This window comes from Achromobacter sp. 18P8.1.1, assembly GCF_057799415.1.
Window position 1 is genome coordinate 16733 of the sequence record NZ_JBYOKH010000028.1, and the last position, 21200, is coordinate 37932.

The 21200-nt window shown below is 65.1% G+C and carries 23 protein-coding genes and 1 tRNA gene; 10 read left to right on the forward strand and 14 right to left on the reverse strand.

The genetic code is table 11. The features are described from left to right. Positions 1-202 precede the first annotated feature (202 nt). The 3 genes from egtD (at position 203) to AC27VE_RS18255 (ending at position 2760) form a co-directional block, all read left to right on the forward strand. A complete protein-coding gene (egtD, locus tag AC27VE_RS18245) occupies positions 203-1180 on the forward strand; it encodes an L-histidine N(alpha)-methyltransferase (RefSeq protein ID WP_488704632.1) in 978 nt (325 codons plus the stop codon). 36 nt (positions 1181-1216) lie between these two features. Next, positions 1217-2533 carry an ergothioneine biosynthesis protein EgtB gene (gene egtB, locus AC27VE_RS18250; RefSeq protein WP_488704633.1) on the forward strand — a complete coding sequence of 439 codons (1317 nt, stop codon included), beginning with the start codon at positions 1217-1219 and terminating at the stop codon, positions 2531-2533. A gap of 150 nt (positions 2534-2683) precedes the next feature. Then, positions 2684-2760, forward strand: a tRNA-Met gene (locus AC27VE_RS18255). 158 nt (positions 2761-2918) lie between these two features. Here AC27VE_RS18255 and AC27VE_RS18260 read toward each other — a convergent pair. The 3 genes from AC27VE_RS18260 to AC27VE_RS18270 form a co-directional block, all read right to left on the reverse strand. Beyond that, on the reverse strand, positions 2919-3830 hold the full coding sequence (locus AC27VE_RS18260) for a hypothetical protein (RefSeq protein WP_006224949.1): 912 nt from the start codon (positions 3828-3830) through the stop codon (positions 2919-2921). A 198-nt stretch (positions 3831-4028) separates the two neighbouring features. Continuing rightward, entirely contained in the window at positions 4029-4220 is a 192-nt protein-coding gene (locus AC27VE_RS18265) for a hypothetical protein (RefSeq protein WP_081534216.1), read from the reverse strand. Positions 4221-4353: 133 nt separating this feature from the next. Beyond that, positions 4354-4605 carry a hypothetical protein gene (locus tag AC27VE_RS18270; protein ID WP_088590617.1) on the reverse strand — a complete coding sequence of 84 codons (252 nt, stop codon included), beginning with the start codon at positions 4603-4605 and terminating at the stop codon, positions 4354-4356. Positions 4606-4865: 260 nt separating this feature from the next. Between AC27VE_RS18270 and AC27VE_RS18275 the strand changes: the two genes are divergently transcribed. After that, positions 4866-5057, forward strand: coding sequence for a hypothetical protein (locus tag AC27VE_RS18275; protein WP_006224951.1), 192 nt, complete (start codon positions 4866-4868; stop codon positions 5055-5057). A gap of 30 nt (positions 5058-5087) precedes the next feature. Here the strand turns inward: AC27VE_RS18275 and yddG are convergent, their stop codons facing one another. After that, positions 5088-5996 carry an aromatic amino acid DMT transporter YddG gene (gene yddG / locus AC27VE_RS18280; protein WP_488704634.1) on the reverse strand — a complete coding sequence of 303 codons (909 nt, stop codon included), beginning with the start codon at positions 5994-5996 and terminating at the stop codon, positions 5088-5090. A 174-nt stretch (positions 5997-6170) separates the two neighbouring features. Between yddG and AC27VE_RS18285 the strand changes: the two genes are divergently transcribed. After that, a complete protein-coding gene (locus AC27VE_RS18285; protein WP_315139468.1) occupies positions 6171-6419 on the forward strand; it encodes a 6-phosphofructokinase in 249 nt (82 codons plus the stop codon). Between the two features lie 17 nt (positions 6420-6436). Here AC27VE_RS18285 and AC27VE_RS18290 read toward each other — a convergent pair whose 3' ends face one another. After that, positions 6437-8011 (reverse strand): diguanylate cyclase, encoded by a 1575-nt coding sequence (locus AC27VE_RS18290; protein ID WP_488704635.1) that lies wholly within the window; start codon positions 8009-8011, stop codon positions 6437-6439. Positions 8012-8198: 187 nt separating this feature from the next. Between AC27VE_RS18290 and AC27VE_RS18295 the strand changes: the two genes are divergently transcribed. After that, positions 8199-10046 carry a DUF4153 domain-containing protein gene (locus AC27VE_RS18295; RefSeq protein ID WP_488704636.1) on the forward strand — a complete coding sequence of 616 codons (1848 nt, stop codon included), beginning with the start codon at positions 8199-8201 and terminating at the stop codon, positions 10044-10046. A gap of 1 nt (position 10047) precedes the next feature. Here AC27VE_RS18295 and AC27VE_RS18300 read toward each other — a convergent pair whose 3' ends face one another. From AC27VE_RS18300 to AC27VE_RS18315, 4 genes are all read right to left on the reverse strand, one after another. Then, the gene (locus AC27VE_RS18300; protein ID WP_006224956.1) at positions 10048-10269 is read right to left on the reverse strand and encodes a hypothetical protein; all 222 of its coding nucleotides are present in this window, start codon (positions 10267-10269) and stop codon (positions 10048-10050) included. A 130-nt stretch (positions 10270-10399) separates the two neighbouring features. Next, a complete protein-coding gene (locus tag AC27VE_RS18305) occupies positions 10400-11491 on the reverse strand; it encodes an AI-2E family transporter (protein WP_088590612.1) in 1092 nt (363 codons plus the stop codon). Positions 11492-11558: 67 nt separating this feature from the next. Beyond that, positions 11559-12263 carry a DUF3053 family protein gene (locus tag AC27VE_RS18310; RefSeq protein WP_488704637.1) on the reverse strand — a complete coding sequence of 235 codons (705 nt, stop codon included), beginning with the start codon at positions 12261-12263 and terminating at the stop codon, positions 11559-11561. Between the two features lie 194 nt (positions 12264-12457). Then, positions 12458-12964, reverse strand: coding sequence for a GNAT family N-acetyltransferase (locus AC27VE_RS18315; protein WP_488704638.1), 507 nt, complete (start codon positions 12962-12964; stop codon positions 12458-12460). Between the two features lie 115 nt (positions 12965-13079). Between AC27VE_RS18315 and AC27VE_RS18320 the strand changes: the two genes are divergently transcribed. The 3 genes from AC27VE_RS18320 to AC27VE_RS18330 all read left to right on the forward strand — a co-directional run bounded on the left by AC27VE_RS18320 (position 13080) and on the right by AC27VE_RS18330 (position 15318). After that, the gene (locus tag AC27VE_RS18320) at positions 13080-13439 is read left to right on the forward strand and encodes a hypothetical protein (RefSeq protein ID WP_488704639.1); all 360 of its coding nucleotides are present in this window, start codon (positions 13080-13082) and stop codon (positions 13437-13439) included. 817 nt (positions 13440-14256) lie between these two features. Further along, entirely contained in the window at positions 14257-14538 is a 282-nt protein-coding gene (locus tag AC27VE_RS18325) for a hypothetical protein (protein ID WP_006224961.1), read from the forward strand. An 87-nt stretch (positions 14539-14625) separates the two neighbouring features. Then, positions 14626-15318: a cytochrome b/b6 domain-containing protein gene (locus tag AC27VE_RS18330; RefSeq protein WP_088590609.1), complete on the forward strand. Its 693-nt coding sequence runs from the start codon at positions 14626-14628 to the stop codon at positions 15316-15318. 96 nt (positions 15319-15414) lie between these two features. On the opposite strand, the gene AC27VE_RS18335 is transcribed toward AC27VE_RS18330, so the two are convergent. After that, positions 15415-15873 (reverse strand): c-type cytochrome, encoded by a 459-nt coding sequence (locus AC27VE_RS18335; protein WP_006224963.1) that lies wholly within the window; start codon positions 15871-15873, stop codon positions 15415-15417. Between the two features lie 58 nt (positions 15874-15931). After that, a complete protein-coding gene (gene purB, locus AC27VE_RS18340; RefSeq protein WP_315139482.1) occupies positions 15932-17308 on the reverse strand; it encodes an adenylosuccinate lyase in 1377 nt (458 codons plus the stop codon). Between the two features lie 161 nt (positions 17309-17469). Here purB and AC27VE_RS18345 point away from each other — a divergent pair, with 161 nt between their 5' ends. Further along, positions 17470-18081, forward strand: coding sequence for a glutathione S-transferase (locus AC27VE_RS18345; protein WP_006224965.1), 612 nt, complete (start codon positions 17470-17472; stop codon positions 18079-18081). Positions 18082-18199: 118 nt separating this feature from the next. Here the strand turns inward: AC27VE_RS18345 and AC27VE_RS18350 are convergent, their stop codons facing one another. The 3 genes from AC27VE_RS18350 to AC27VE_RS18360 form a co-directional block, all read right to left on the reverse strand. Beyond that, the gene (locus tag AC27VE_RS18350; protein ID WP_280029950.1) at positions 18200-19021 is read right to left on the reverse strand and encodes a sulfite exporter TauE/SafE family protein; all 822 of its coding nucleotides are present in this window, start codon (positions 19019-19021) and stop codon (positions 18200-18202) included. 110 nt (positions 19022-19131) lie between these two features. After that, positions 19132-20250 carry a tRNA 2-thiouridine(34) synthase MnmA gene (mnmA, locus tag AC27VE_RS18355; protein ID WP_488704640.1) on the reverse strand — a complete coding sequence of 373 codons (1119 nt, stop codon included), beginning with the start codon at positions 20248-20250 and terminating at the stop codon, positions 19132-19134. Positions 20251-20257: 7 nt separating this feature from the next. After that, positions 20258-21184, reverse strand: coding sequence for a LysR substrate-binding domain-containing protein (locus AC27VE_RS18360; protein WP_035213183.1), 927 nt, complete (start codon positions 21182-21184; stop codon positions 20258-20260). Positions 21185-21200: the final 16 nt, after the last annotated feature.

Genomic DNA, 21200 nt, shown 5'->3' on the forward strand with positions numbered 1-21200 from the left:
CAGCCGTAATCCGATATTTCAGCGGAGCGAAACTTGCTGGGCGATTGCCTGGGCCCGCCGCGCCGTCCTTGCGCCCCGACGGACCCAATTTCGTAAAAGTCCATTGCATTCAGCGGCTTAGCGCTTGACAGCGGAACCCCACCCGCCGCGACAATAGCCCTTTGCAATGCGCTTACCCCACCTCAAAAAAGGAAGTGAACGCATGGTTTCCCCTTCAGCAGTGCTGGCCCACACCGCGCAGGAATATCAGGCGCGCCCTTCCCTGGCCTTGAGCGCCGAGCAGGTCGAACTGCGCGACGGCTTGCTGGATCACCCCGCCCACATCGATCCCAAATTCCTGTACGACGCGCTGGGTTCATCGCTGTTCACCGCCATCACCCAGTTGCCCGAGTACTACCCCACCCGCTGCGAAGCCGAGATCTTCGAGCGACACGGCCAGGACATCGCGCGCCATATCGGCCCGGTGCAGTCCATGATCGATCTGGGCGCAGGCGATTGCGTCAAGGCGGAGCGGCTGTTCGCCAGCCTGCGTCCGCGCCACTACGTGCCCATCGATATCTCCGCCGACTATCTAGAGACCGCCGTGCGGCGCCTGCGGCTCTCTTATCCCGACCTGCGCGTGACCGCCATCGGGCAAGACTTCTCGCAAGCGCTGGCCTTGCCCGCCGAGATTCCCGCGGAACAGCGGCTGTTCTTCTACCCGGGATCCAGCATCGGCAACCTCAGCCCCGACGACGCGCACGCCATGCTGCAGCGCATACGCGCGCAATGCGATGGCGGCGGCCTGCTGGTGGGCGTGGACCGCGTCAAGCCCAGGCAGGTGCTGGAACCCGCTTACGACGACGCGCTGCACCTGACTGCCGCCTTCAACCTGAACCTGCTGCGCCATGTGAACCAGGTGCTGGACGCCGACTTCAACGTGGACGACTGGCGCCACGTCGCGTTGTTCAACGCCGCGCGCTCGCGCATAGAAATGCATCTGGAAGCCCAACGCTCGCTGCGCGTGGCCTGGCCCGGCGGCACACGGGACTTCAGCGCCGGCGAACGCATCCACACCGAGAATTCCTACAAGTTCACCCCGCAGGCCTTTTCCGACCTGCTGCAAAGCGCCGGGTATCGCGACGTTGCCCACTGGTCGGATTCGCGCGGCTGGTTTTCGGTTTTCAGCGCCCGCGCCTGACGCGGACACCCCATCAACGCCCACTGGAGGATCGCCATGGAACCTGCCTGCCTGCTGACTCACCCCGCCACCGGACCGTATGCCAGCGGACAGGCCGGCCAGCACGACCGCTTCGACGCGGTGCGAACCACCAGCACGGCGCTTGCCGCGCCGCTCAGCCCCGAAGACTGCCAGGTGCAATCGATGCCCGATTGCAGCCCCGTCAAATGGCATCTTGCGCACACCACCTGGTTCTTCGAAACCTTCCTGCTGACGCAATTCCATCCGCCGTACACAATGTTCCACCCGCATTACCGGATGCTGTTCAACTCCTACTACAACGCGATCGGCGCCAAGCATCCGCGTCCGCAACGCGGCCTGCTCTCGCGGCCTTCGCTGGCCGACGTGCTGCAGTACCGCCAACACATCGACCGCGCCATGCACGATTTGATCTCGCGCCTGGGCGGCAATGACCCCGACTTCGACGCGCTGCTGGAATTGGGCCTGAACCACGAGCAGCAGCATCAGGAACTGATCCTGACCGACGTGAAGCACATGCTGTCGGCCAACCCGCTGAAACCGGCGTATGTGGCCACCGGATCGCCCGCCCTTCCCCCCGGCACCCCGGCGGGCTGGACGCGCTACGGCGGCGGCATCAGCCGTATCGGCCACGATGGCCGCGGCTTCGGCTTCGACAACGAGGGCCCCGCTCACGAGGTGCTGCTGGCCCCCTTCCATCTGGCAGACCGCCTCGTCACGCAGCACGAATTCCTGGCCTTCATCCGCGACGGCGGCTACAAGCGCCCTGAACTGTGGCTGTCGGCCGGCTGGGACCGCGTCTGTGCGGAAGGCTGGCGCGCCCCGCTGTACTGGGAGGGCCAGCGCGACGAGTGGCGCGTGTTCACGCTGCGCGGCATACAGGACCTGGAATTGCAGGCGCCCGTCACCCACGTCAGCTACTACGAGGCTGACGCGTATGCGCGCTGGGCCCGCGTGCGCCTGCCGCGCGAGGCGGAATGGGAACACGCCGCCCGGCAACTGGCTGACCCCGCGTTTCCCGGCCGCGCGAACATGCTGGAAAACGGCCATCTGGACCCGCGCCCCGCGCCGGCCCGCAACGGCTCGGGTGGCCCCGTGCAGTTGTTCGGCGACGCCTGGGAATGGACGGCCAGCGCCTATGACGGCTACCCCGGCTACAAACCCGACGCGGGCGCAGTCGGCGAATACAACGGCAAATTCATGTGCAACCAATACGTGTTGCGCGGCGGCTCCTGCGCCACGCCGCGCGATCACATCCGCGCCAGCTACCGCAATTTTTTCCCGCCTGAAGCGCGCTGGCAATTCTCGGGCATCCGGCTTGCCCGGGACGCCTGAAACACGCCTTTAAATTTTTGCCTTCCCCCCGCTTGCATGGCAAAAAAGTTTCGTGCTAGAATTTCGTTCTTCGTTGCTCAGCGCTACAAAACAAGCACTGAATGGCGAGGAATGCAGCAAAGTAAAGCAAGAGAAAAGCAAGACCCAGATGGCGCATTAGCTCAGCCGGTTAGAGCGACGGAATCATAATCCGCAGGTCCCCTGTTCGAATCAGGGATGCGCCACCAAGAATTCAAAAAGGCCCTCACTTCGGTGAGGGCCTTTTGCTTTGCGGCGACGACTGTGATCGGTTCAACCTCGGCCGATCGTCATCGACCACTGCAAACCACAGTGGCCGATGACAGCAGACATCACACGCGACATCACACGCAACGCAGGGCGAGCATCAAATGCGACGCAACGCGTCGCGGCGCTTGCCGCCCCAGGTTGCCGCCAGGCTCGCCACAAAGGCGCCGATCAACATGGAGGCAAAGCCCCACAGCGCAAATGCGGCTGCGGCCTTGCGCGCCTTGTCGGCGGCTTCCTTGGCCTTTTGCTTGGCGTCTTCCGCCGCCTTCTTGGCATTGGCGATTGCCTGCTCGACACGGCGCTGCGCCACGGCGGGTTCGACGCCGGTTTGTGCAGCCACCACCTTCACCACATAGTCACGGTCTTCCGGCGCGATATCGCCACGCGCCAGGCTCATTGCCACGATGCGGCCCACTTCGGCCCTCGCGGTATTGCGATCGCCGCCCGCATCGGGGCGATCAGAACGCAGCAGCGTGTCCGTGAAGTAGTCGGTCGCACGGTCCATGCCGCCACCGCTTGCGCCGGCCGCCGCGGTCGCCGTGACTGCTGCGCCCGCCCCTGCCGCCACGGTCGCACCCGTCTTGGCGGCACCGGAAGCTACGGTAGCGATCGCCGAACCCAGCAGCGCGGCGCTGACCACTGCACTCAGCGCCCATACCAGGAAGCCATGCGCCGTATCGCGGAAATAGACCTCGTCCGAATGCACATCCACCCACTTCGTGCGCAGGCGGCCGGCCACGTAACCACCGATGCCGTAGGCCACGATCTGCGTGAACAGCATCCACGCAATGATGCTGATGCCGACCGCGGGGGCCGACATGCCCTCATCCGCCCACGGCGACACGGACAGGAAGCCCAGGCCGGTGCCGCCGGCGAACAGCGCCAGTGACAGCGCGGCGGCGATCACCGCGCCCGCGATCACTGCGGCCCAGGACACCGCCGAGACGGCCGATTCGTGCGGAGGCACGCCGCCGCCGTAGGGCTGGCTCAATGAAGATGCGTTTTCCATGGTGATTCCTTGTTGATTGTTTTGTCGCGCCGCTGGCGGGCCCTGGTCGGGCCGGCTCCGGCGCGGGAAACGGACGGCACGTCAGTGCCAGAAAAGCGCCAGCAGGATGATGATGGGAATAGGCACGCCTATCAGCCACAGCAAGATGGAACGCATAACGGACTCCTCATGGTTGTCATTGCATTGCGACGCTGGCGCTCAAGCCAGGTCAATTGCGCCCGGCAGGCGCGGGTCTGGGGCGGGGGGTGTGGGATCGTGAGCCGGCGGATCATCAGGCGGCTGATTCGGATCCGGCAGCGGATCGTCGGGCGGCAGGTTGCCGGGTAGCGAGGGATCGTCCGGCGGCAGGTCGTCGGGCAGGCCGGGCTCTCGATGCGGGGATGGGGTCATGGTGTAGCTCCTCCGGCGTCAAACGCGCCGCCCGCCTTACAGCAATTAGCGTTCCCGGCCCCGCGTGATCATTGCGCCAGACGCAAAAAAGCCCTCTTTCGAGGGCTTTCCCGTGGTGTCGAGCAAGACGGCATCAAGGCTTGGCCTTGTCATCCTTTTGCAGATCCAGGCCATTTATGCCATCGCTGCCCAGAAATGCCATCACGGCCGCCTTGCCGGCGGCAGAGGCTTCGTCCTGGCTTGCATAGCGCCTTTCCGAATAATTGGTGCTGTGCACATTACCGGATTCGGGATCGAGCAAGGTGATGATCCACGCGAACTCGCCCGGCATTAATTGCCTGACCTGTAGCGTGGCACGCGTGCCGGGGCGCAATCTGTGCGGCATCTGGCAGCCTTTTCAGTAATGGGATGCCCCCATCGTAGCGCAAAGCCGCCCTGCCGCAGCACCGCGCCGAACGCCGTTCGAAATGCTGCGCAAGCACATGAATCCATGCTGCACACCCCGAGGCAAAAACGCCACACCCCACGGTTTCCGCCAGGAAAACCCTAGGGTCCACGCCGCGAATACAGGCGCACAATCAGTACAAACATAGAGACCGCACAAGCGGCGCCGCATCCCTTTAATCAGGCGAGGACGGAGACAACATGACTTACGTAGCAGTGGTTATCAGCTGTTTTATGGTTATGGGTATCGTCGCGTTGGTGATTCAAACGATTCAAAGCGCGGGGCCCGAGCCCTGGCTGAAGATTTCGGCGGCGATTGTCAGTTCAACCTTTGCTTCGCTGTTGTTGATCCCGCTGGGCTACGCGGTTGCCCAGACCATGCTGATCGACTGACGCCTCCTTCCTCGCGGCAACCCGCCAGGGCTATCCGCCCCGGGCGGGCTTGCCACGCGTCGCCGCCCAACACAACAACGAACCGGCGGTGACCATCGCCACGCCCTGCCAGAACGGCGGAGCAAGGCGGGTCGACAGCCATACGGCTGCGAAGAAGGTGGAAAGCACGGGAGTGAAGTAGGACGCCGTGGCCAGCAAGGTCAGGTTGCCTTTGAGTATTCCCACGTTCCACAGCGCATAACCGGCCGCCATCGCGCCGCCGGTCACGCACAGTTCGAGCGTGGCGGGTCCGGTAAACGCCAGCGCCGGCTCGGCGCTGAAGCCATACTTGATCCACAATGCCGCCGCAGTCAGCATGAAGAACAGCGCGACGCCATTCTTGCCGTCGGCAAAGCGCGTGGTCACGTTGCAGTAAACGGCCCAGATAATGGCGCCACTGAATGCCAATCCATAACTGAGGGGGTTGCTCGATACGTTGGCCAAGGTGCGTTCCCACGACAGTCCGCCCGATCCGCCCACAACCCAGACGATGCCGCAGACCGACAGCACAATCCCGGGCACCACCCATGCGTTGGCGCGCTGGCCGTTGATGACCATCGCCAGCACCACCGTCAGGCAAGGCCAGAGATAGTTGACGATGCCAAGCTCGATGGCCTGCCCGCGATCAAGTGCGAAACCCAGCGACAACGACAGGCAGATCTCGTAGGCGACGAACAGCAGGCTGCCGACGATGAGATAGCGCCGGGGAAAACTGCGCAACGTCGGAAAGCCCAGCAAACACACCAGAAAAACCGACCCCACCGTGTAGATGAGCGCGGCGCCCCCGATGGCGCCGAAGCTTTCGCTGACGCTACGAATAAGCCCGACGACCGTGCCCCACAGCACGATCGCCAGCAAACCCAGGAAGGTGGCCGTATTCCGGCCAGGGGAAATTTGCATTACCGTTCCGCATGCTCGTTGCTGCACGCCGCATTGCCTGCAGACCAGGCAGGGCGTCAGGCGGGCAGTGTAACGAATACCAGGCGTTGAAGTCGTGACCTGCCGGCATGGGGAAACCCATGCCGATAAGCGCTATACCCACTGAAACAACGATGAAGAGGGAGAAGCATCCGCATGGCCATTTCCATACGCAGATTGAGCGATGTGCTCGCCAGCACGGAGTCGGGCAGGCTTTATCGGATAGAGGTTTTCTTGCAGGCGGATGATCCGGGGACCGTGGACCCGCCGCCCGCGGCCACGCGCTATATCCTCAGGACATCGGAAGGCGAACGCGTCATCGCCCTGGGCGACAAGCGCTATCGCCTGAAATCCGGTGAAGTGCTGACCGCCCTGGCGCCGCAGCAAGCGCCTCCCCCCAGTTGATGGGGCAGTGTCCGGCATCACAGATCCGACGCGACCCGCCGCTTGCCCTGCCCCTTGGCCTTGTACAGCGCCACGTCGGCACGCTCCAGCAGTTGCAGCATCGTGATGCCGGAATGCGGATAGACGGCGATGCCCACGCTGGCCGACACCGCCACGCGGATACCCGGATAAGGCAGCGACAGGCCCTCGACCAGCGCCTCGGCGACGATCTGGGCGTTTTCCTGGCCAACGCCCATCAGCAAGACGGCAAATTCGTCGCCCCCCAGACGGGCCGCCACGTCGGATACCCGGATCGCGCGCGCCATGCGGTCCGCGGCTTCCTTCAGCACCGTATCGCCGGCGGCGTGGCCGTGTAGATCGTTGACGGCTTTGAAGCCGTCCAGGTCGATCGCCAGGATGGCGAAGGATTCGCCGCTGCGCTGCGCCACCGCCAACTCACGCAGGATCAGTTCCCCGAACAGCACCCGGTTGCACAGGCCCGTCAGCGGGTCGTAGTGCGCCAGGTGCTGGGCATGCGCCAACATGCGCGAGGCCTGCAATAGCGCCGTGCCGACTTCCTGGGCCTCTTTCACATGGGTGGTCGGCAACTCGACGGTGCGGCCTTCCCCCAACGCCAGCGCCGGGGCGACCAGCCCCTGCACCGCCGAGGTCAGGCGGCTGGCCAGGCGCAAGGCCAACCACAGCCCCAGGCCGAACGCGAACAAGGTGCCCAGCGCCAGCCACGCGATCGAGCGGTACAGATCCGTCGTCAACAGGGTCATGGGTGCGCCGGCCGCGACGGTCCACCCCGAGAGCGCCGACCGGCTGAACGCGGTGTAGACCGGCGTGCCTTCCTTGGTGGTGGTCTCAAGCGCCCCCTCGCTTTCCTGCTGCACGGCCTGGGCCAGGGTGGGAACCGCCTTCTGCCCGACGAACCGCGCGGCGTCGCGGGTGCGGGCGACGATGGTCCCGGAGCTGTCCAGCACCGCCGCCACCCACCCATCCGGAAGCGCCCGGCGGCCCAATGCGTTGCCGATGCGGCTGGGCGACAGGCCCACATTCAGGCTGTAGACGACCGCATCGCCGCGCACCACCGGTACGCCCAGCGCAATCGTCGGCTGTTTGCTCACGCCACCCATGAACAGGCGGCTGAGTACCGGCGCGCGCGTCTCGAACACCCGGCTCAAGTCCTGCGGTGCGCCGCTCATGGGCAAGGGGGTGCCATAGGGCACGAGCGTGTTGATGATCTGCCTGCCGTCGCGATCGGTCAGGACGTAGCTGTCCACGATCTGGAACCGTACCGATTCCCGTGCACGCTGATGAAAGCTTGCGAGGTCCCCGCCAATCAGGTCGGGCGAGGTCGCCAGCATCTGCACGCCGGCTTCGACGCCGGTCAACTCGCGGTCGAGAATGGCGGTGAGGTTGCGGGCCAGGAAGATGGTGTCGCGAAAAATGCGCTCTTTCTGGATGACATAGCTTTCATACACGGCCACCGACGCCACCACCAGCGCCGGGGAAATACAGGTGAAAACGAGTGCCAGCAGACCGGTCCGCATGGAATACCGGTGCAGCGGCCGAGCCTTCGCGCCAGCCAGGCTTTCGCCGTCAGCCATCGCCTATCCCCCTTGGTCGCATGCGCCTCCCGCTATGTATTACGAAGCGATGTTCCGCCTGATGGCGTCCCGCTCCGCGTCCCCAATTTACTCCGAAATTTTCGGCGATGCGACGACTTCCTGACAGACGGATACGCTTGGTCATCTTCATTGGCGACAGGTTGCTACTATCGCCGCCATGACCAATATGTCCCCTGAATCATCCGCCTCCGGAAAGCTGGGCGCGTCCGACAAGACCGTGCTGATCTACGGCGCCATCGCCGCCCTGTCCGGCCTCGTCCTCCACCAACTCATGACGCTGCGCGCATGGCCCTGGAACCACCCGTTTGCGCTGGCCTTCCTGCTGCAGTGGATCGCGCTGGCGCCGCTGGCGGGCGCCTTGCTCGCGGGGATGCGCAGCGGTCGGCGCTGGCTGGCAGCGCTGGCGGCGTACGGGCTGGTCCTGCCCGCCCTGACGGCCTACGGCCTGACGTCCGCGAGCGGTTCTTTGCCGCAGGAACTGGGCGGGTGGCCGCAGGGCAATGACCTGGCGCTGGCGCTGCTGCTGACCGGCGTCGCGGGCTTTATCCTGCTGCCGCTGATCCAGGCATTGGACGCCGGCAAGCCGCACGGGAACTACCCCGCCGTCTTTCGCGCCGCCTGGCGCATGGCGGTCCATCTGACGCTGGCCGCTTGCCTGGCCATGGCGGTATGCCTGCTGCTGACCGCGGCGGGCGCCATGTTCACCATGATCGGCATCCAGGCCGTCCGCGCCATCGTCGACGACGCGCACTTCCGGCTCGCCGCCTGGCCGATGATCCTGGCCGCCTGCCTGGTGGGCGTGCGCCGCCGCCCGTCGTTGACCGAGACGCTGCAACGTTCCTGGCTGACGTTGAATGCGTGGCTGCTGCCGCTGGTCACCGTCGTGGGGCTCGCGTTCACCCTGGCGCTGGCTGCCCGGATGGCGCTGGGCCTGGAGGCCGTCCAGCTTTCCGCCGGCGCGCTGATCGCATTCTCGCTGGCCTGGATCAAGCTCATCAACGCCGCCTGGCAGGACAGCCCCGAGGCCGCCCCCTTTGGGCCGCGCCTGCGGGGGCTGCTACGTGCGGCGATGGTGTGCCTGCTGCCGCTGGCCGCGGTGGCCCTCTACGGCGCCGTCGTCCGCGTCGAGCAATACGGTTGGACCGTCCTGCGCGTGTGGGGACTCGCCGGCGGCGCGATGCTGGTCCTGTACGGCGCGGGCTACGCCTGGGCCGCGCTGCGGCCCAAGCGCTACTACGCCGTCCTGGGCGCCACCAACCTGATTGCAGCCTTCGCCACGCTGGGGCTGCTGCTGGCCATCAACACGCCGCTCGCCAATCCCCTGCGCCTGACGGCGGAAAGCCAGTTGCGGCGGATCGTCGACGGACGCCTGGATCCGGAGCGGTTCAGTTTTCACGCGATGGGCAAGGACTACGGCCATTGGGGCCGCGATGCCTTGCAGCAGCTGGCCGACGGCGCAGCCAATGCGCGGGACCCGCAGATTGCGCTGGCGGCCGCGCAGGCCCTGAAAGGCAGCTACTACAGCTGGGACGACGTGAAACGGGCTAATGGCCAGCCACCGGCGGCCGATCCCGCGCCGGCAGCCGTACCGGCGTTCGCCACCACGCCGGCAGGCCGCGCAATACCCGATGCATGGTGGAATGCGCTGCGCGACGACTCACCCGACCGGGCGAAACTGTGCTCGCCCCCGGCCACGCTGAACAAGGCGGCAACGCAGCCTTGCCGGCTGATCTTCGCCGACCTGACGGGCGACGGCGTGGACGAGATCATCCTGTACATCCCGCCACGCGACGCCGAGCCCGGCACCGGCGAACAGTTCATCGCCTACGTTTCGGATGCGCCGCAATCCTGGCACCAATTGGGCTGGCTGCGGGCAGAGAGCTTTCAGCAAGCCATGGATGACGCGACCGGCGTGCAAGACATCGGTCAGGCGCTGGAACAAGGGTTGGTGCGCACCCAGCCGCGGCCGGACCGCGACCTGATGATCGGCGACAACCTGCTGCGGCTGCGCTGAGCTACTGCTCTTCCAGATCGGGGGTGCCTGTGAACTGGCTTTTCAGCAAGGTCAGCGCCCCCTTCTCCGCCAATGCCTCGTTGGGGTAGACGTGCTTGGTGTCTTCAAGCACCGGGAATCCGAAGATCCGGACGCGGGTGTGAAAGCCTTCGGGGGTTTCGGCAAATTCGATATCGAAATTGCGCTCTTCGATCCAGCCCGATCGATGCAGTTTCCATTCCATATGCAACACGCTCCTGAGTGGCGACGTCGACACGAAAGGCCGGCCGGAAAAGGCCGACGCTGCTACACCATACACCCGGCGCGGTGCCTGCGGATGACTCGCCGCCACCGCAGGCGCCACGCCACGTGTCTTACTCTGCGGGAGGCGGCGCCGTTTCCGCCTTGCCCAGCAACTCTTCCGAAGCGGGCGAGAACAGGTCCCAGCAAGCCATGAACAAGGCGGCGATCAACGGGCCGATCACAAAGCCGTTCAGGCCGAACAAAGCCATGCCGCCCAGCGTGGAGATCAACACCACGTAGTCCGGCATCTTGGTGTCCTTGCCCACCAGGATCGGACGCAGCACGTTGTCCACCATGCCGATGACCAGCACGCCGAACGCGATCAGCACCGCGCCCTTGACCATGGCGCCCGTCAACAGGAAGTAAATCGCGACAGGCGCCCAGATCAGGCCCGCGCCGATTGCGGGCAAGAGGGACAGGAAGCCCATGATCACGCCCCACAGCAGCGCGCCCTGGATAGACAGGATCCAGAAGATGATCCCGCCCAGCGCGCCCTGCGCCGCGGCCACTGCGATGTTGCCTTTGACAGTGGCGCGCACGACGGTGGTGAACTTGCGGAACAGGTGCTGCTTGTGCGCGTCGCTCAGCGGCATGGCGCGCTTCAGGCGCGCCGTCAGCTGCGGACCGTCGCGCAACAGGAAAAACAGCAGATACAGCATGATGCCGAAGCTGATCACGAACTGGAACGTGTCCTGTCCGATGTTCAGCGCCTGGGTCGCCAGGAACTGGCTGGCCTGCATCGCGCCTGCGCTGAGTTTTTCCTGCAGGCTGGGAATGTCGGCCAGATCGAAGCGCGCCAGCAGGTCATGCACCGACGGCGGCAACGCAGCCATCGCTTGCTGGAAATAGGCGCCGAAGTTCAACTCACCCGACTTGATGCTCTGGTACAGGTTTGCGCCCTCACTCACCAGCGAACCGCTGATGGCGACCAGCGGCAGGATGACCAGCAGCAGGACCAGCAGCAAGGTGATGAATGCGCCAAGATTGCGGCGTCCGCCGATACGCGCGACCAGCCTGCGCTGCAGGGGCGCAAAGATGATGGCAAGGATGGCGCCCCAGAAAACGGCGCCGTAGAAAGGCCACAGGAGCCAGCCGAACGCGATGGTGACCACCACGAGCAGGAGCAGAAAGGTTCTGTAGTGCAAGCTGGTTGATTGGCTCATATTCCGTTCCAGGCACGGCGAACGCCGCGAGACCCGCATTGTACAAAGCGTCCGCCTTGCGGCGGGTTCAGGCCCCCAGCGCCACGGCGAGCAAGACGGTTTCACGCGCTTGCGCCAAACCGTCGGACTGCGCGTTCAGCCCCTGCAGGCGCAGGTTCAGTTCCTGCTGGAGCGTCAGCGTGGCTACGCGGGCCTGACCATCTACCAACTGGATGTCCGCGGCATGGGCGGCCACGAAATCCGCCACGCCCACGGCGTCGCGCGCCACGGAGTCCATCTGGGTGGCGGCTTGCATCAGATCCGCGGCGGGCGCGGTCACGGCTTCGTCATACGCGCCGCCATAGGCGGGCGCCAGGTCGGGCGGCAGCGTCATCGCGGCGCGCGCGCGATCGGCCTTGACGCGGGCATCCTGCAGCTTGCCCGCGCTATCTGCCAGAGTCTTGCGGGCGGCCTCGAAGCCAGCCTTGCGCTCGACAATGTCGCCCACCGACCGGATCGTCTCGACCGCCAACACCTCGCGCAACGGGGCAGCGGCCTCGGCCATCGCCTTCTGGAAATCGGTAATGACCTCATACGCGTCGGCGTAGTCGCCTATCGCGTCCTTCTCGGCTTTGGTCAGCGCACCGATGGGCAACAACGCGTCGCTGCTTACCCGCGCTTGCAGCAACTGGATGAACGCGACCCGCTCCTGGGGCTCTTTATTGACGCAGGCCGTCATGAACAGCATCGAAGCCATTGCCAGGCCCGTCAGGCAGGCTCGCCATGGTGACATGCGTGTCCTCCTTGCATGAGGGGGTTGAGATGGCGGGATTGACGCCCCGGGGGCCGCAGCCGCCCCCGCGGCGACGGCCGACACCCGTGGGCAGATTATCCCGAAGCGTCCTTCGGCAGCCATCGGTGGGCGGATTTTGTTGCGATCGAAGCGAGTTGACACAGGACGCGTCGGGCCGGGATCCGTCCGGGCCCTCATGCGTTCAACGGGTAGGCCATCGCGCATCGCCGCGCAGCATCGAAGCCCGCGTCCGACTCCGCTTGCAGCCGGGCCTGCAACAGCGGCGCAAGCGGCGCCGAAAGCTCGGCAAACCCCTGCCGCCGGTAGAACGGCGCATTCCAGAGCAGCTCCCGGTCCGTGGTCAGCACCACCGACCCGTAAACGCCCGCGGCCCGCGCATGCGCCAATACCGCCTGCAACAGCACCCGGCCCAGACCACGCCCCTGCCAAGGCAAGGCCACCGACATTTCAGCCAGGAACAAGTCGCCACCCATCGGCCGCGCCAATGCGAATCCGCGCACCTCGCCATCGGGCTGCGCGACCCACAGCAAGCCGGCGGCCTGGGCCGCGGCCAATTCTTGTGACGGCAGCGTATCGCCATCGGCGGCCCAGGCCAGGGCGGTGCCGCGGAAGCGCTCGGCGGCGGAGCGCTCGATATCGGCCAGGCAGGCCAGGTCGGAGAGGCGGGCGGATCGGATCATGAGGGGTGGAAGTATGCACCATGCAGGCGCACGGCCGCCTCCCCTTGCCTGATCCCTTAAAATGCCCGATCCGGCCGTGCCATCGGCCGCCCGCAACACTGGCTTTGCTTCAACGATGACCCAAAACGCTACTTCCGCCTCCTGGGGGTTCACCCAGCCCGATTGCCGCGGCGCAGCCGCCCTGCTGTTCTTCATGGACGATCTGGCGCGCGTCGTGAACCAGTACCTGGGGCATGGCCAATTGTCGGACGAAGCCCTGGCGGATGCCCAGAAGGCCGTCGACGCGCTGCTTGCCCGCTACGTCGAGATCGAGGCGGCCCCTGACGCGTTCAACGACGAACGCATCGGCCTGGCGCTGGAAACTGAGCGCCAGCCGGACGGCATGATGGGCGCGCAGGTGGCGCTGAGGATGTCGCCGCGCCTGGAAGGCCTGATCATCGAGGCCCAGCGCCAGGCCCGCCCTGCCGCGCACTGACGACCACGGGGGCTATACGCCCCCTTTCAAAAAAGGCTTGCAAAACTCATCGACCTGCGATAATATCGATGGTTGAGGTCTTTCTACACCAACCCAGTAGAAACACTCAAGAAACACAACACACAAGAACTACCCGGCTTGATTCACCGCCAATGACTGAACGTCATTGACTGCCGATGAGCCACTCGGATTCCGATCCGATTTGCGAAAACCCACAACGCCAAAACGCAAATCCCGGTTCCGACACGAAAGTCGCGCACTACCCGCGCAACTTCCACAATCAAAGCAGCTCCGAATGCAGCGACGGCCATGATGGCCAGCGTGCTGAATCGATCAACGCCCAGGCACTGAACCTGAATGGCGGAATCCGACGCAAGCAGCCTCGAAGCCGCCCACAGCACCTTCGCCAAACCGCCAGTCCGGCTTGGCCAGAAGCAACAGGATTACGCTGCGGCCCAAGTCGACCCAACGACGACAGCCGCACAGCAACCGCCAGAGCCAACCCACTCTGCGCGGCCCCTCAGGCCTAAAGAGCGCATGCACCGAACATGCCCGCCACCTGGCCCGAACCGATGCCGTCTTGGACTGACGGTCGGCATCAAACAGCGGCATTAAACCGTTACCCGCGCACGCAAAAATATGAGAATGCGCAAAGGGACGGCAACACTTATGCGTTAGTGTCATGCATGCCTGTCCGAATCAACCCGGCCGGACATGGCGAACGACCAGATGCGAGGCGCTTTTGTTACGCCCACATCTTGCGCGGCATGAACACCACGCAGCTTTCTAATAACTAGAACCTAAGAGAACAAACACCATGAATACTCGTTTCACTACCTCGGACCTGATCCGACGCCCGGCCCATACGACGCTGGACAACACCCCGATCCATATCGGCGACATCGTCTACCTGCAGCCGACCAACGGCCCCGCCATCCGTGCGACGGTCATTTTCAACGCGCCGATCGACGGCACGACGACCTACACCACTGAAGTCGTGCCTTGCGGCTCGTCCACGCAGAAGGTGCCTGGCCAGCGCATCCGCTTCCGCCACGAGCACGTGCACCGCATCGAACCCGTGCGCCGCACCACGCATTGATCCATGCCAAAATCGCCGCGCTTCATGCGCGGCGATTGCTTTTTGCCCGTGATAAATTCGCAGGCAATCCGTCCAGGCAGCTCAACCATGCAGAACAACCGACTCGCGATCCGCATCTGGGACCTTCCCACCCGTCTTTTTCACTGGGCGCTTGTCGTCTGCATCGTCGGCGCGTTCGTCAGCGTGAAACTGGGCGGCCTGTACATGGACTGGCACGTGCGCTTCGGCTGTACGGCGCTGGGCCTGATCATCTTCCGCTTGCTTTGGGGCATTGTCGGCCCGCGCTACGCCCGTTTCAGCCAGTTCGTGCGCGGCCCCGCCGCGGTGGCCCGGTACCTGAAGGGCGCCGCCGCGCCGGCCGGCCATAACCCGCTGGGCGCACTATCGGTGCTGGCCCTGCTGCTGGTCATCGGCTTCCAGGCCGCAAGCGGCCTGTTCACCACCGACGACATCATGACGCAAGGGCCGCTGTTCGGACACGTCAGCGAAGCCACCTCGGGGCTGCTGACGTCGTGGCACAAGCTCAACGAATGGGTCATCATCGGCCTGATCGCGCTGCATCTGCTGGCCGTCGTCTGGTATGCCGTGGTGCGCCGCAAGCGCCTGGTGCGCGCCATCATCACCGGCGACGTCGATGCCAAGGACTTGCCGGCCGGCACGCCGCCCGCCCAGGACGGCATCGCAGTCTGGGTGCGCGCGCTGCTGCTGGGCGCCTGCGTGACGGGCCTGGTGCTGTGGATACGGTCGCTGGAAGTGGTCGCGGACATGTCCTTTTCCTGAACCGCCCGCGAACTCGCAACAAAAAGCCCCTCGAAAAATCGAGGGGCTTTTTTCGTTCAGCGCTGACAGGCCGCCCTAAGGCTGCCCGCGCGTGGCTTACTTCTTCTTGCGGTAGGCGTCGTGGCAGGCCTTGCAGCTTGCACCCACGTCGCCGAAGGCCGCGCGCAGCTTGTCCAGATCGCCCGCGTCGGCCGCGGCCGACAGCTTCACGATATTGTCCTGGAACGCTTGCTGCTTCTGCTTGAAGCCGGCCGCGTCGCTCCAGATCTCGGGGCGGGCGTCGCCGCCTTCCGTACCCGGACCGAAAGCTGCCCACGGCAATGCGGCCAACGTCTTCAGCACTTCAACGTTGGCTTTGATCTGCGCGGCGTCATAGGGCGCCTGACCCTTGACCACCGGCGTCATGCGACCGAAGTGCGAAGCCATCAGCGTCAATGCCGACTGGCGGTACTTGACCGCGTCTTCCGGCTTGGCGAACTGCGCCGAGGCGCTGGTCGCCAACAACGGCCCCACCGTCATACAGGCCAACGCGACAAGCGTGGACAACTTCTTCATTGCAATCTCCCGTAAGGACAACAACAATGCCGCGCGCCTTGCGCGCGCGGCATGGCGACTATACCGCCCGGGCCAGCTCTGCAGCCAGTCCGATGTACGAACGCGGGGTCATCGCCAGCAAACGGGCCTTCGGCTCGTCCGGCAGCGCCAGGCCCTGGATGAATTCTCGCAGAGCTTCCTCGGTAATGCCCTTGCCCCGCGTCAAGGCCTTGAGCTGTTCGTACGGCTGCGGCAGGCCGTAGCGGCGCATGACGGTCTGCACCGGCTCGGCCAGCACTTCCCAGCACGCGTCGATGTCGGCATCGATGGCGGCCGTGTTGACTTCCAGCTTGCCCAGGCCGCGCATGCACGCATCCCACGCCACCAGGCAATAGCCCAGGCCCACGCCCAGGTTACGCAGGACGGTGGAGTCGGTCAGGTCGCGCTGCCAACGGGAGATCGGCAGCTTGTCGGCCAGATGGCGCAGCACGGCGTTGGCCAGGCCCAGGTTGCCTTCGGAGTTTTCGAAGTCGATCGGGTTGACCTTGTGCGGCATGGTCGACGAACCGACCTCGCCGTCCTTCAGGCGCTGCTTGAAGTAGCCCAGCGCCACGTAGCCCCAGACGTCGCGGTCCAGGTCGAGCACGATGATGTTGGCGCGCGTGATGGCGTCGAACAGGGCCGACATCCAGTCATGCGGTTCGATCTGGATGGTGTGGCGGTTCTGGGTCAGGCCCAGGCCGGCCAGGACGCGCTGGCTGAACGCGGGCCAGTCGATTTCCGGATAGGCCGACAGGTGGGCGTTGTAGTTGCCGGTGGCGCCGTTGAGCTTGGCCAGGGGCTCGACTGCTTCGACGGCGGCGATGGCGCGATTCAGGCGCGCCGCCACGTTGGCGAATTCCTTGCCAAGCGTCGTCGGGCTGGCCGGCTGGCCGTGGGTGCGCGACAGCATCGGCTGGTCGGCCTGGGCCACGGCCATGTCGTTCAGCTTGGCGGCCAGCTCGCGCAGGCGCGGCACCACGACCTGGTCACGCGCACGCGACAGCATCAGCGCATGCGAGGTGTTGTTGATGTCTTCGGAGGTGCAGGCGAAGTGGATGAACTCGGCGGCGCGGGCCAGTTCGGCGTCATCGGCCACTTTTTCCTTCAGCCAGTACTCGACGGCCTTCACGTCATGGTTGGTGACGCGCTCGATGTCCTTGATGCGGGCGGCGTCGGATTCCGAGAAATCCTGCACCAGCTGCTGCAGGCGCTGACGGGCGGCCGCGGAGAAAGCGGGCAGCTCGGGCAGGCCGGCGTCGGACAGGGCGACCAGCCACGCCACCTCGACTTCGACGCGGTGCGCCATGAAGCCGGCCTCGGACAGCAGACCGCGCAGCGCGTCGCCCCGGGAAGCGTAACGGCCATCCAATGGCGAAAGGGCATTAAGTTGGCTCAATTGATCGGCGATTTGCATGGTCTGAAGAAGAAATGGCTACGGATGGGAAAACCCGACGATTTTATCATCCGGGGGAATGCAACATTGTGGCAAACTGGCGAAGATTCCGGCCAGCGGACGGTTCGACGTTCAGCCGGCCTGCTATACTTCGGCCGCTTTTCGACTCCGCTTGTGACTCCATGAAACTGATCGGCTCGCTTACCAGTCCATACGTACGCAAGGTGCGTATCGTCATGGCCGAGAAAAAGCTGGACTACCGGCTTGAACTCGAAAACGTCTGGTCCGCCGACACGCAGATCCAAACGTACAACCCCCTGGGCAAAGTGCCCTGCCTCGTCATGGAAGACGGCGGCGCGCTGTTCGATTCGCGCGTCATCGTCGAATACGTGGACACCCTGTCCCCCGTCGCCCGCCTGATTCCGCAGCCGGGCCGCGACCGTGCCGCCGTGAAATGCTGGGAAGCCATCGCCGATGGCCTCCTGGACGCTTGCGTGGCCATCGTGAAGGAAAACCAGCGTCCCGAGGCGCAACGCAGCCCCGAATGGATCGAGCGCCAGTACAGCAAGATCCACGCCAGCCTGGATGCCATGAACAAGAGCCTGGGCGACAACGCCCACTGTATGGGCATCAACTACAGCCTGGCGGACATCGCCGTGGGCTGCGCGCTGGGCTACCTGGACCTGCGCTTCGCCTCGCTCGACTGGCGCGTCAACCATTCGAACCTTGCCCGCCTGTACGACAAGCTGTCGCAGCGGCAATCGTTCATCGACACCATCCCCAAGACCGCCTGAGGGCGGTCCCGGAAAGCCCGCTCCGCACGGGCCGCTCCACGAAGGCAGCCCCGCAGGGCACCTGACTACCGGCCGCGCAATGCGACCGGTTTGCATTTCTGCGCCCCGAAATTCCGTCCTATTGCGCCGCGAAGGTCTGCCAGGCCTTGAACAGCATGTAGGCCGCCAGCGCGAACAGCAGGCAGGCAAACACCCGCTTCAAGGTCTGCACCGGCAGGCGGTGCGCCATGCGCGCACCCAGCGGCGCCGTCAGCACGCTGGTGCACACCAGCGCCACCAGGGCCGGCCAATAGATGTAGCCCAGCATGCCCGGACGCGAGGTCCCTTCGTTCAGGCCCGACACCACATAACCCACGCTGTTGGCCAGCGCGATGGGAAAGCCCAGCGCGGCCGACGTGGACACTGCGTTGTGCAAGGCCACGTTGCACCAGACCATGAAAGGCACGGACAGGAACCCGCCGCCCGCGCCGACCAGCCCCGACAGGAAGCCGATACCGGCGCCCGCCGCGCTGGTGCCGACCACGCCAGGCATCTGGCGCGCCGGCTTGGGCTTCTTGTTGCGCAGCATGCTCCAGCCGGAATAGCCCACGAACAGCGCGAAGAACAGCGACAGCCACAGCGTGCTGAGCGCGGCGAAGACCGCCCCGCCCGACAGCAGCCCGCCCACGATGATGCCTGGCGCCATCGCCCACACGATCGGCCACTTGATGGTGCCCTTCTGTTGATGCGCCCTGACGCTGGACACGGAGGTAAAGAGGATGGACGTCATGGACGTCGCGATCGCCGCGTGCACGACCAGTTCAGGCGGCATGCCTTGCCATGCGAACAGCATCGTCAGGAAAGGCACCAGCACCATCCCGCCGCCAATGCCCAGCAGACCCGCCGCAAAGCCCACCACCGCCCCCAGCACCAGCAGGCAAATCAACATCGTCACATCCACAACCGTCTCCTCTTTTATTGTTCGGTTTCTTGCTTGTCATGAGCGAAGGCCCCGCCGGCATCGCGCCTGCGGGGCCTTGTCGGGGTCCGATCAGGACGGACCCGCGTGCATTACAGGATGATCCCGCCGCCCAGGCAAACCTCGCCATCGTAAAGCACGGCCGACTGGCCGGGCGTGACAGCCCATTGCGGCTCGGCGAAATCCAGCGCGAAGGTGGCGCCTTCGGCCTGGTCCAAACGGCAGGCCGCGTCGGCCTGGCGATAGCGCGTCTTGGCGCCGTAACCGGCGATGGCCGGCGGATGCCCCGCCACCCAGCTGGCGTCCTGCGCCTGCAACTGGCCAGACAGCAGCCAGGGATGGTCGTGCCCCTGCACCACGTACAGGATGTTGCGTTCGAGGTCCTTGCGCGCCACGTACCAGGCTTCGGCCGTGCCGTCTTCGCGCTGGCGTCCCTTCACGCCACCCACGCCCAAGCCCTTGCGCTGGCCCAGCGTGTAGAAGGACAAGCCTTCGTGGCGCCCGACCTTCTGCCCTTCGGGCGTCAGGATAGGCCCCGGTTCGGTCGGCAGGTAGCGGTTCAGGAATTCGCGGAATGGCCGTTCGCCGATGAAGCAGATCCCCGTGGAATCCTTCTTGGCAGCGTTGTGCAGGCCGATCTCGTGCGCGATACGCCGCACTTCGGTCTTGTGGATCTCGCCCAGCGGGAACAGGGTGCGCGACAGTTGCGCCTGGTTCAGCCGGTGCAGGAAGTAGCTCTGGTCCTTGGACGCATCCAGCGCCTTGAGCAACTGGAACTGCGTGCCGCCGCCCTCGGCCGGCACCTCGCGCACCCGCGCGTAGTGGCCGGTGGCGATATGTTCGGCGCCGAGCGCCATTGCGTGGTCCAGAAAGGCCTTGAACTTGATCTCGGCATTGCACAGGACGTCGGGATTGGGCGTGCGGCCGGCGGAATACTCGCGCAGGAACTCCGCGAACACGCGGTCCTTGTATTCGGCGGCGAAGTTGACGAACTCGAAGTCCACGCCGACCAGATCGGCCACGCTGGCCGCGTCCAGCAGATCCTGGCGGGTCGAACAGTATTCGGAATCGTCGTCGTCTTCCCAGTTCTTCATGAACAGGCCGACGACGTCATAGCCTTGCTGCTTCAACAGCCAGGCCGTGACCGACGAATCGACCCCGCCCGACATGCCGACGACAACGCGGCCTTTCTTGCTAAATGTTTGACTCATGATGCGATCATTTTAGTTCGGACAACGCGTCTTCCCGCGGCTGCGGCTCCGCCGCCCGCGACACTTCCATCAGCCAGGCCCGGAAAGCCTGCAAGGTGGGCAGGTTGGCCTTCTGCTCGGGATAGCACAGGTAATAGCCCATGCGCGCGCGGATGGGCAGTTGGATGGCGACGGCCAGCTTGCCATCGCGCAATTCGTCTTCGATCAGGCAACGCGGGATCAGCGCCACGCCGAAGCCGGCGGCGGCCGCCTGGGACAGCAGCGCGTATTGATCAAAGCGCGCCCCTTCCAGGCTGCGCCGCGTGTCGCAGCCTGCCTGCTCGAACCAGTCGCGCCAACCCTCCAGCGCCGATGTGTGGTGCAGCAGCGGATACGCCAGCAAGGCCTCGGGCGACGGACAGCCGCCCGGGATCAGGCGCGGGCTGCAGACGGGCACGATTTCGCGGCCGACGATGTAGTCCGAGCCGCTGCCGGGCCACAGGCCTTCGCCGAAGCGCACGGCGGCATCCAGTTCAGGCGTTGAAAAGTCGTAGCCCTGGCGGTGCGGCAGGAACTCCACATGGATGTCCGGGCGCAGGCGCATGAACGCCGTCAGGCGCGGGATCAGCCAGCGCGCGCCGAAGGTCGGCATACAGGTCAGGTTGAGCGTGCCGCCCTGCCCCTGGTGCGCGATCAGCTCCACGGTGGCGGCCTCGATCTGGCCCAGGCCCGCCTGGATCTTGGTCAGATAACTGCGGCCGGCCTCGGTCAGGACCAGGCCTTGCCTGATCCGCAGGAATAGTTCGACGCCGACGAACTCTTCCAGATGTTTCACCTGTTTACTGACGGCGCCCTGCGTCACGCACAATTCCTGCGCCGCGCGCGTGAAGCTGCTATGGCGTGCCGCGACCTCGAATGCCTGAAGATCCGTTAATGAGGGACAGAAACGTCGCATGTGTAGCCCCCACGAA

Bases quoted from the DNA above. Each gene is read 5' to 3' on its own strand.
- egtD (WP_488704632.1), top strand. From the start codon at position 203: ATGGTTTCCCCTTCAGCAGTGCTGGCCCACACCGCGCAGGAATATCAG.
- egtB (WP_488704633.1), top strand. From the start codon at position 1,217: ATGGAACCTGCCTGCCTGCTGACTCACCCCGCCACCGGACCGTATGCC.
- AC27VE_RS18260 (WP_006224949.1), bottom strand. From the start codon at position 3,830: ATGGAAAACGCATCTTCATTGAGCCAGCCCTACGGCGGCGGCGTGCCT.
- AC27VE_RS18265 (WP_081534216.1), bottom strand. From the start codon at position 4,220: ATGACCCCATCCCCGCATCGAGAGCCCGGCCTGCCCGACGACCTGCCG.
- AC27VE_RS18270 (WP_088590617.1), bottom strand. From the start codon at position 4,605: ATGCCGCACAGATTGCGCCCCGGCACGCGTGCCACGCTACAGGTCAGG.
- AC27VE_RS18275 (WP_006224951.1), top strand. From the start codon at position 4,866: ATGACTTACGTAGCAGTGGTTATCAGCTGTTTTATGGTTATGGGTATC.
- yddG (WP_488704634.1), bottom strand. From the start codon at position 5,996: ATGCAAATTTCCCCTGGCCGGAATACGGCCACCTTCCTGGGTTTGCTG.
- AC27VE_RS18285 (WP_315139468.1), top strand. From the start codon at position 6,171: ATGGCCATTTCCATACGCAGATTGAGCGATGTGCTCGCCAGCACGGAG.
- AC27VE_RS18290 (WP_488704635.1), bottom strand. From the start codon at position 8,011: ATGGCTGACGGCGAAAGCCTGGCTGGCGCGAAGGCTCGGCCGCTGCAC.
- AC27VE_RS18295 (WP_488704636.1), top strand. From the start codon at position 8,199: ATGTCCCCTGAATCATCCGCCTCCGGAAAGCTGGGCGCGTCCGACAAG.
- AC27VE_RS18300 (WP_006224956.1), bottom strand. From the start codon at position 10,269: ATGGAATGGAAACTGCATCGATCGGGCTGGATCGAAGAGCGCAATTTC.
- AC27VE_RS18305 (WP_088590612.1), bottom strand. From the start codon at position 11,491: ATGAGCCAATCAACCAGCTTGCACTACAGAACCTTTCTGCTCCTGCTC.
- AC27VE_RS18310 (WP_488704637.1), bottom strand. From the start codon at position 12,263: ATGTCACCATGGCGAGCCTGCCTGACGGGCCTGGCAATGGCTTCGATG.
- AC27VE_RS18315 (WP_488704638.1), bottom strand. From the start codon at position 12,964: ATGATCCGATCCGCCCGCCTCTCCGACCTGGCCTGCCTGGCCGATATC.
- AC27VE_RS18320 (WP_488704639.1), top strand. From the start codon at position 13,080: ATGACCCAAAACGCTACTTCCGCCTCCTGGGGGTTCACCCAGCCCGAT.
- AC27VE_RS18325 (WP_006224961.1), top strand. From the start codon at position 14,257: ATGAATACTCGTTTCACTACCTCGGACCTGATCCGACGCCCGGCCCAT.
- AC27VE_RS18330 (WP_088590609.1), top strand. From the start codon at position 14,626: ATGCAGAACAACCGACTCGCGATCCGCATCTGGGACCTTCCCACCCGT.
- AC27VE_RS18335 (WP_006224963.1), bottom strand. From the start codon at position 15,873: ATGAAGAAGTTGTCCACGCTTGTCGCGTTGGCCTGTATGACGGTGGGG.
- purB (WP_315139482.1), bottom strand. From the start codon at position 17,308: ATGCAAATCGCCGATCAATTGAGCCAACTTAATGCCCTTTCGCCATTG.
- AC27VE_RS18345 (WP_006224965.1), top strand. From the start codon at position 17,470: ATGAAACTGATCGGCTCGCTTACCAGTCCATACGTACGCAAGGTGCGT.
- mnmA (WP_488704640.1), bottom strand. From the start codon at position 20,250: ATGAGTCAAACATTTAGCAAGAAAGGCCGCGTTGTCGTCGGCATGTCG.
- AC27VE_RS18360 (WP_035213183.1), bottom strand. From the start codon at position 21,184: ATGCGACGTTTCTGTCCCTCATTAACGGATCTTCAGGCATTCGAGGTC.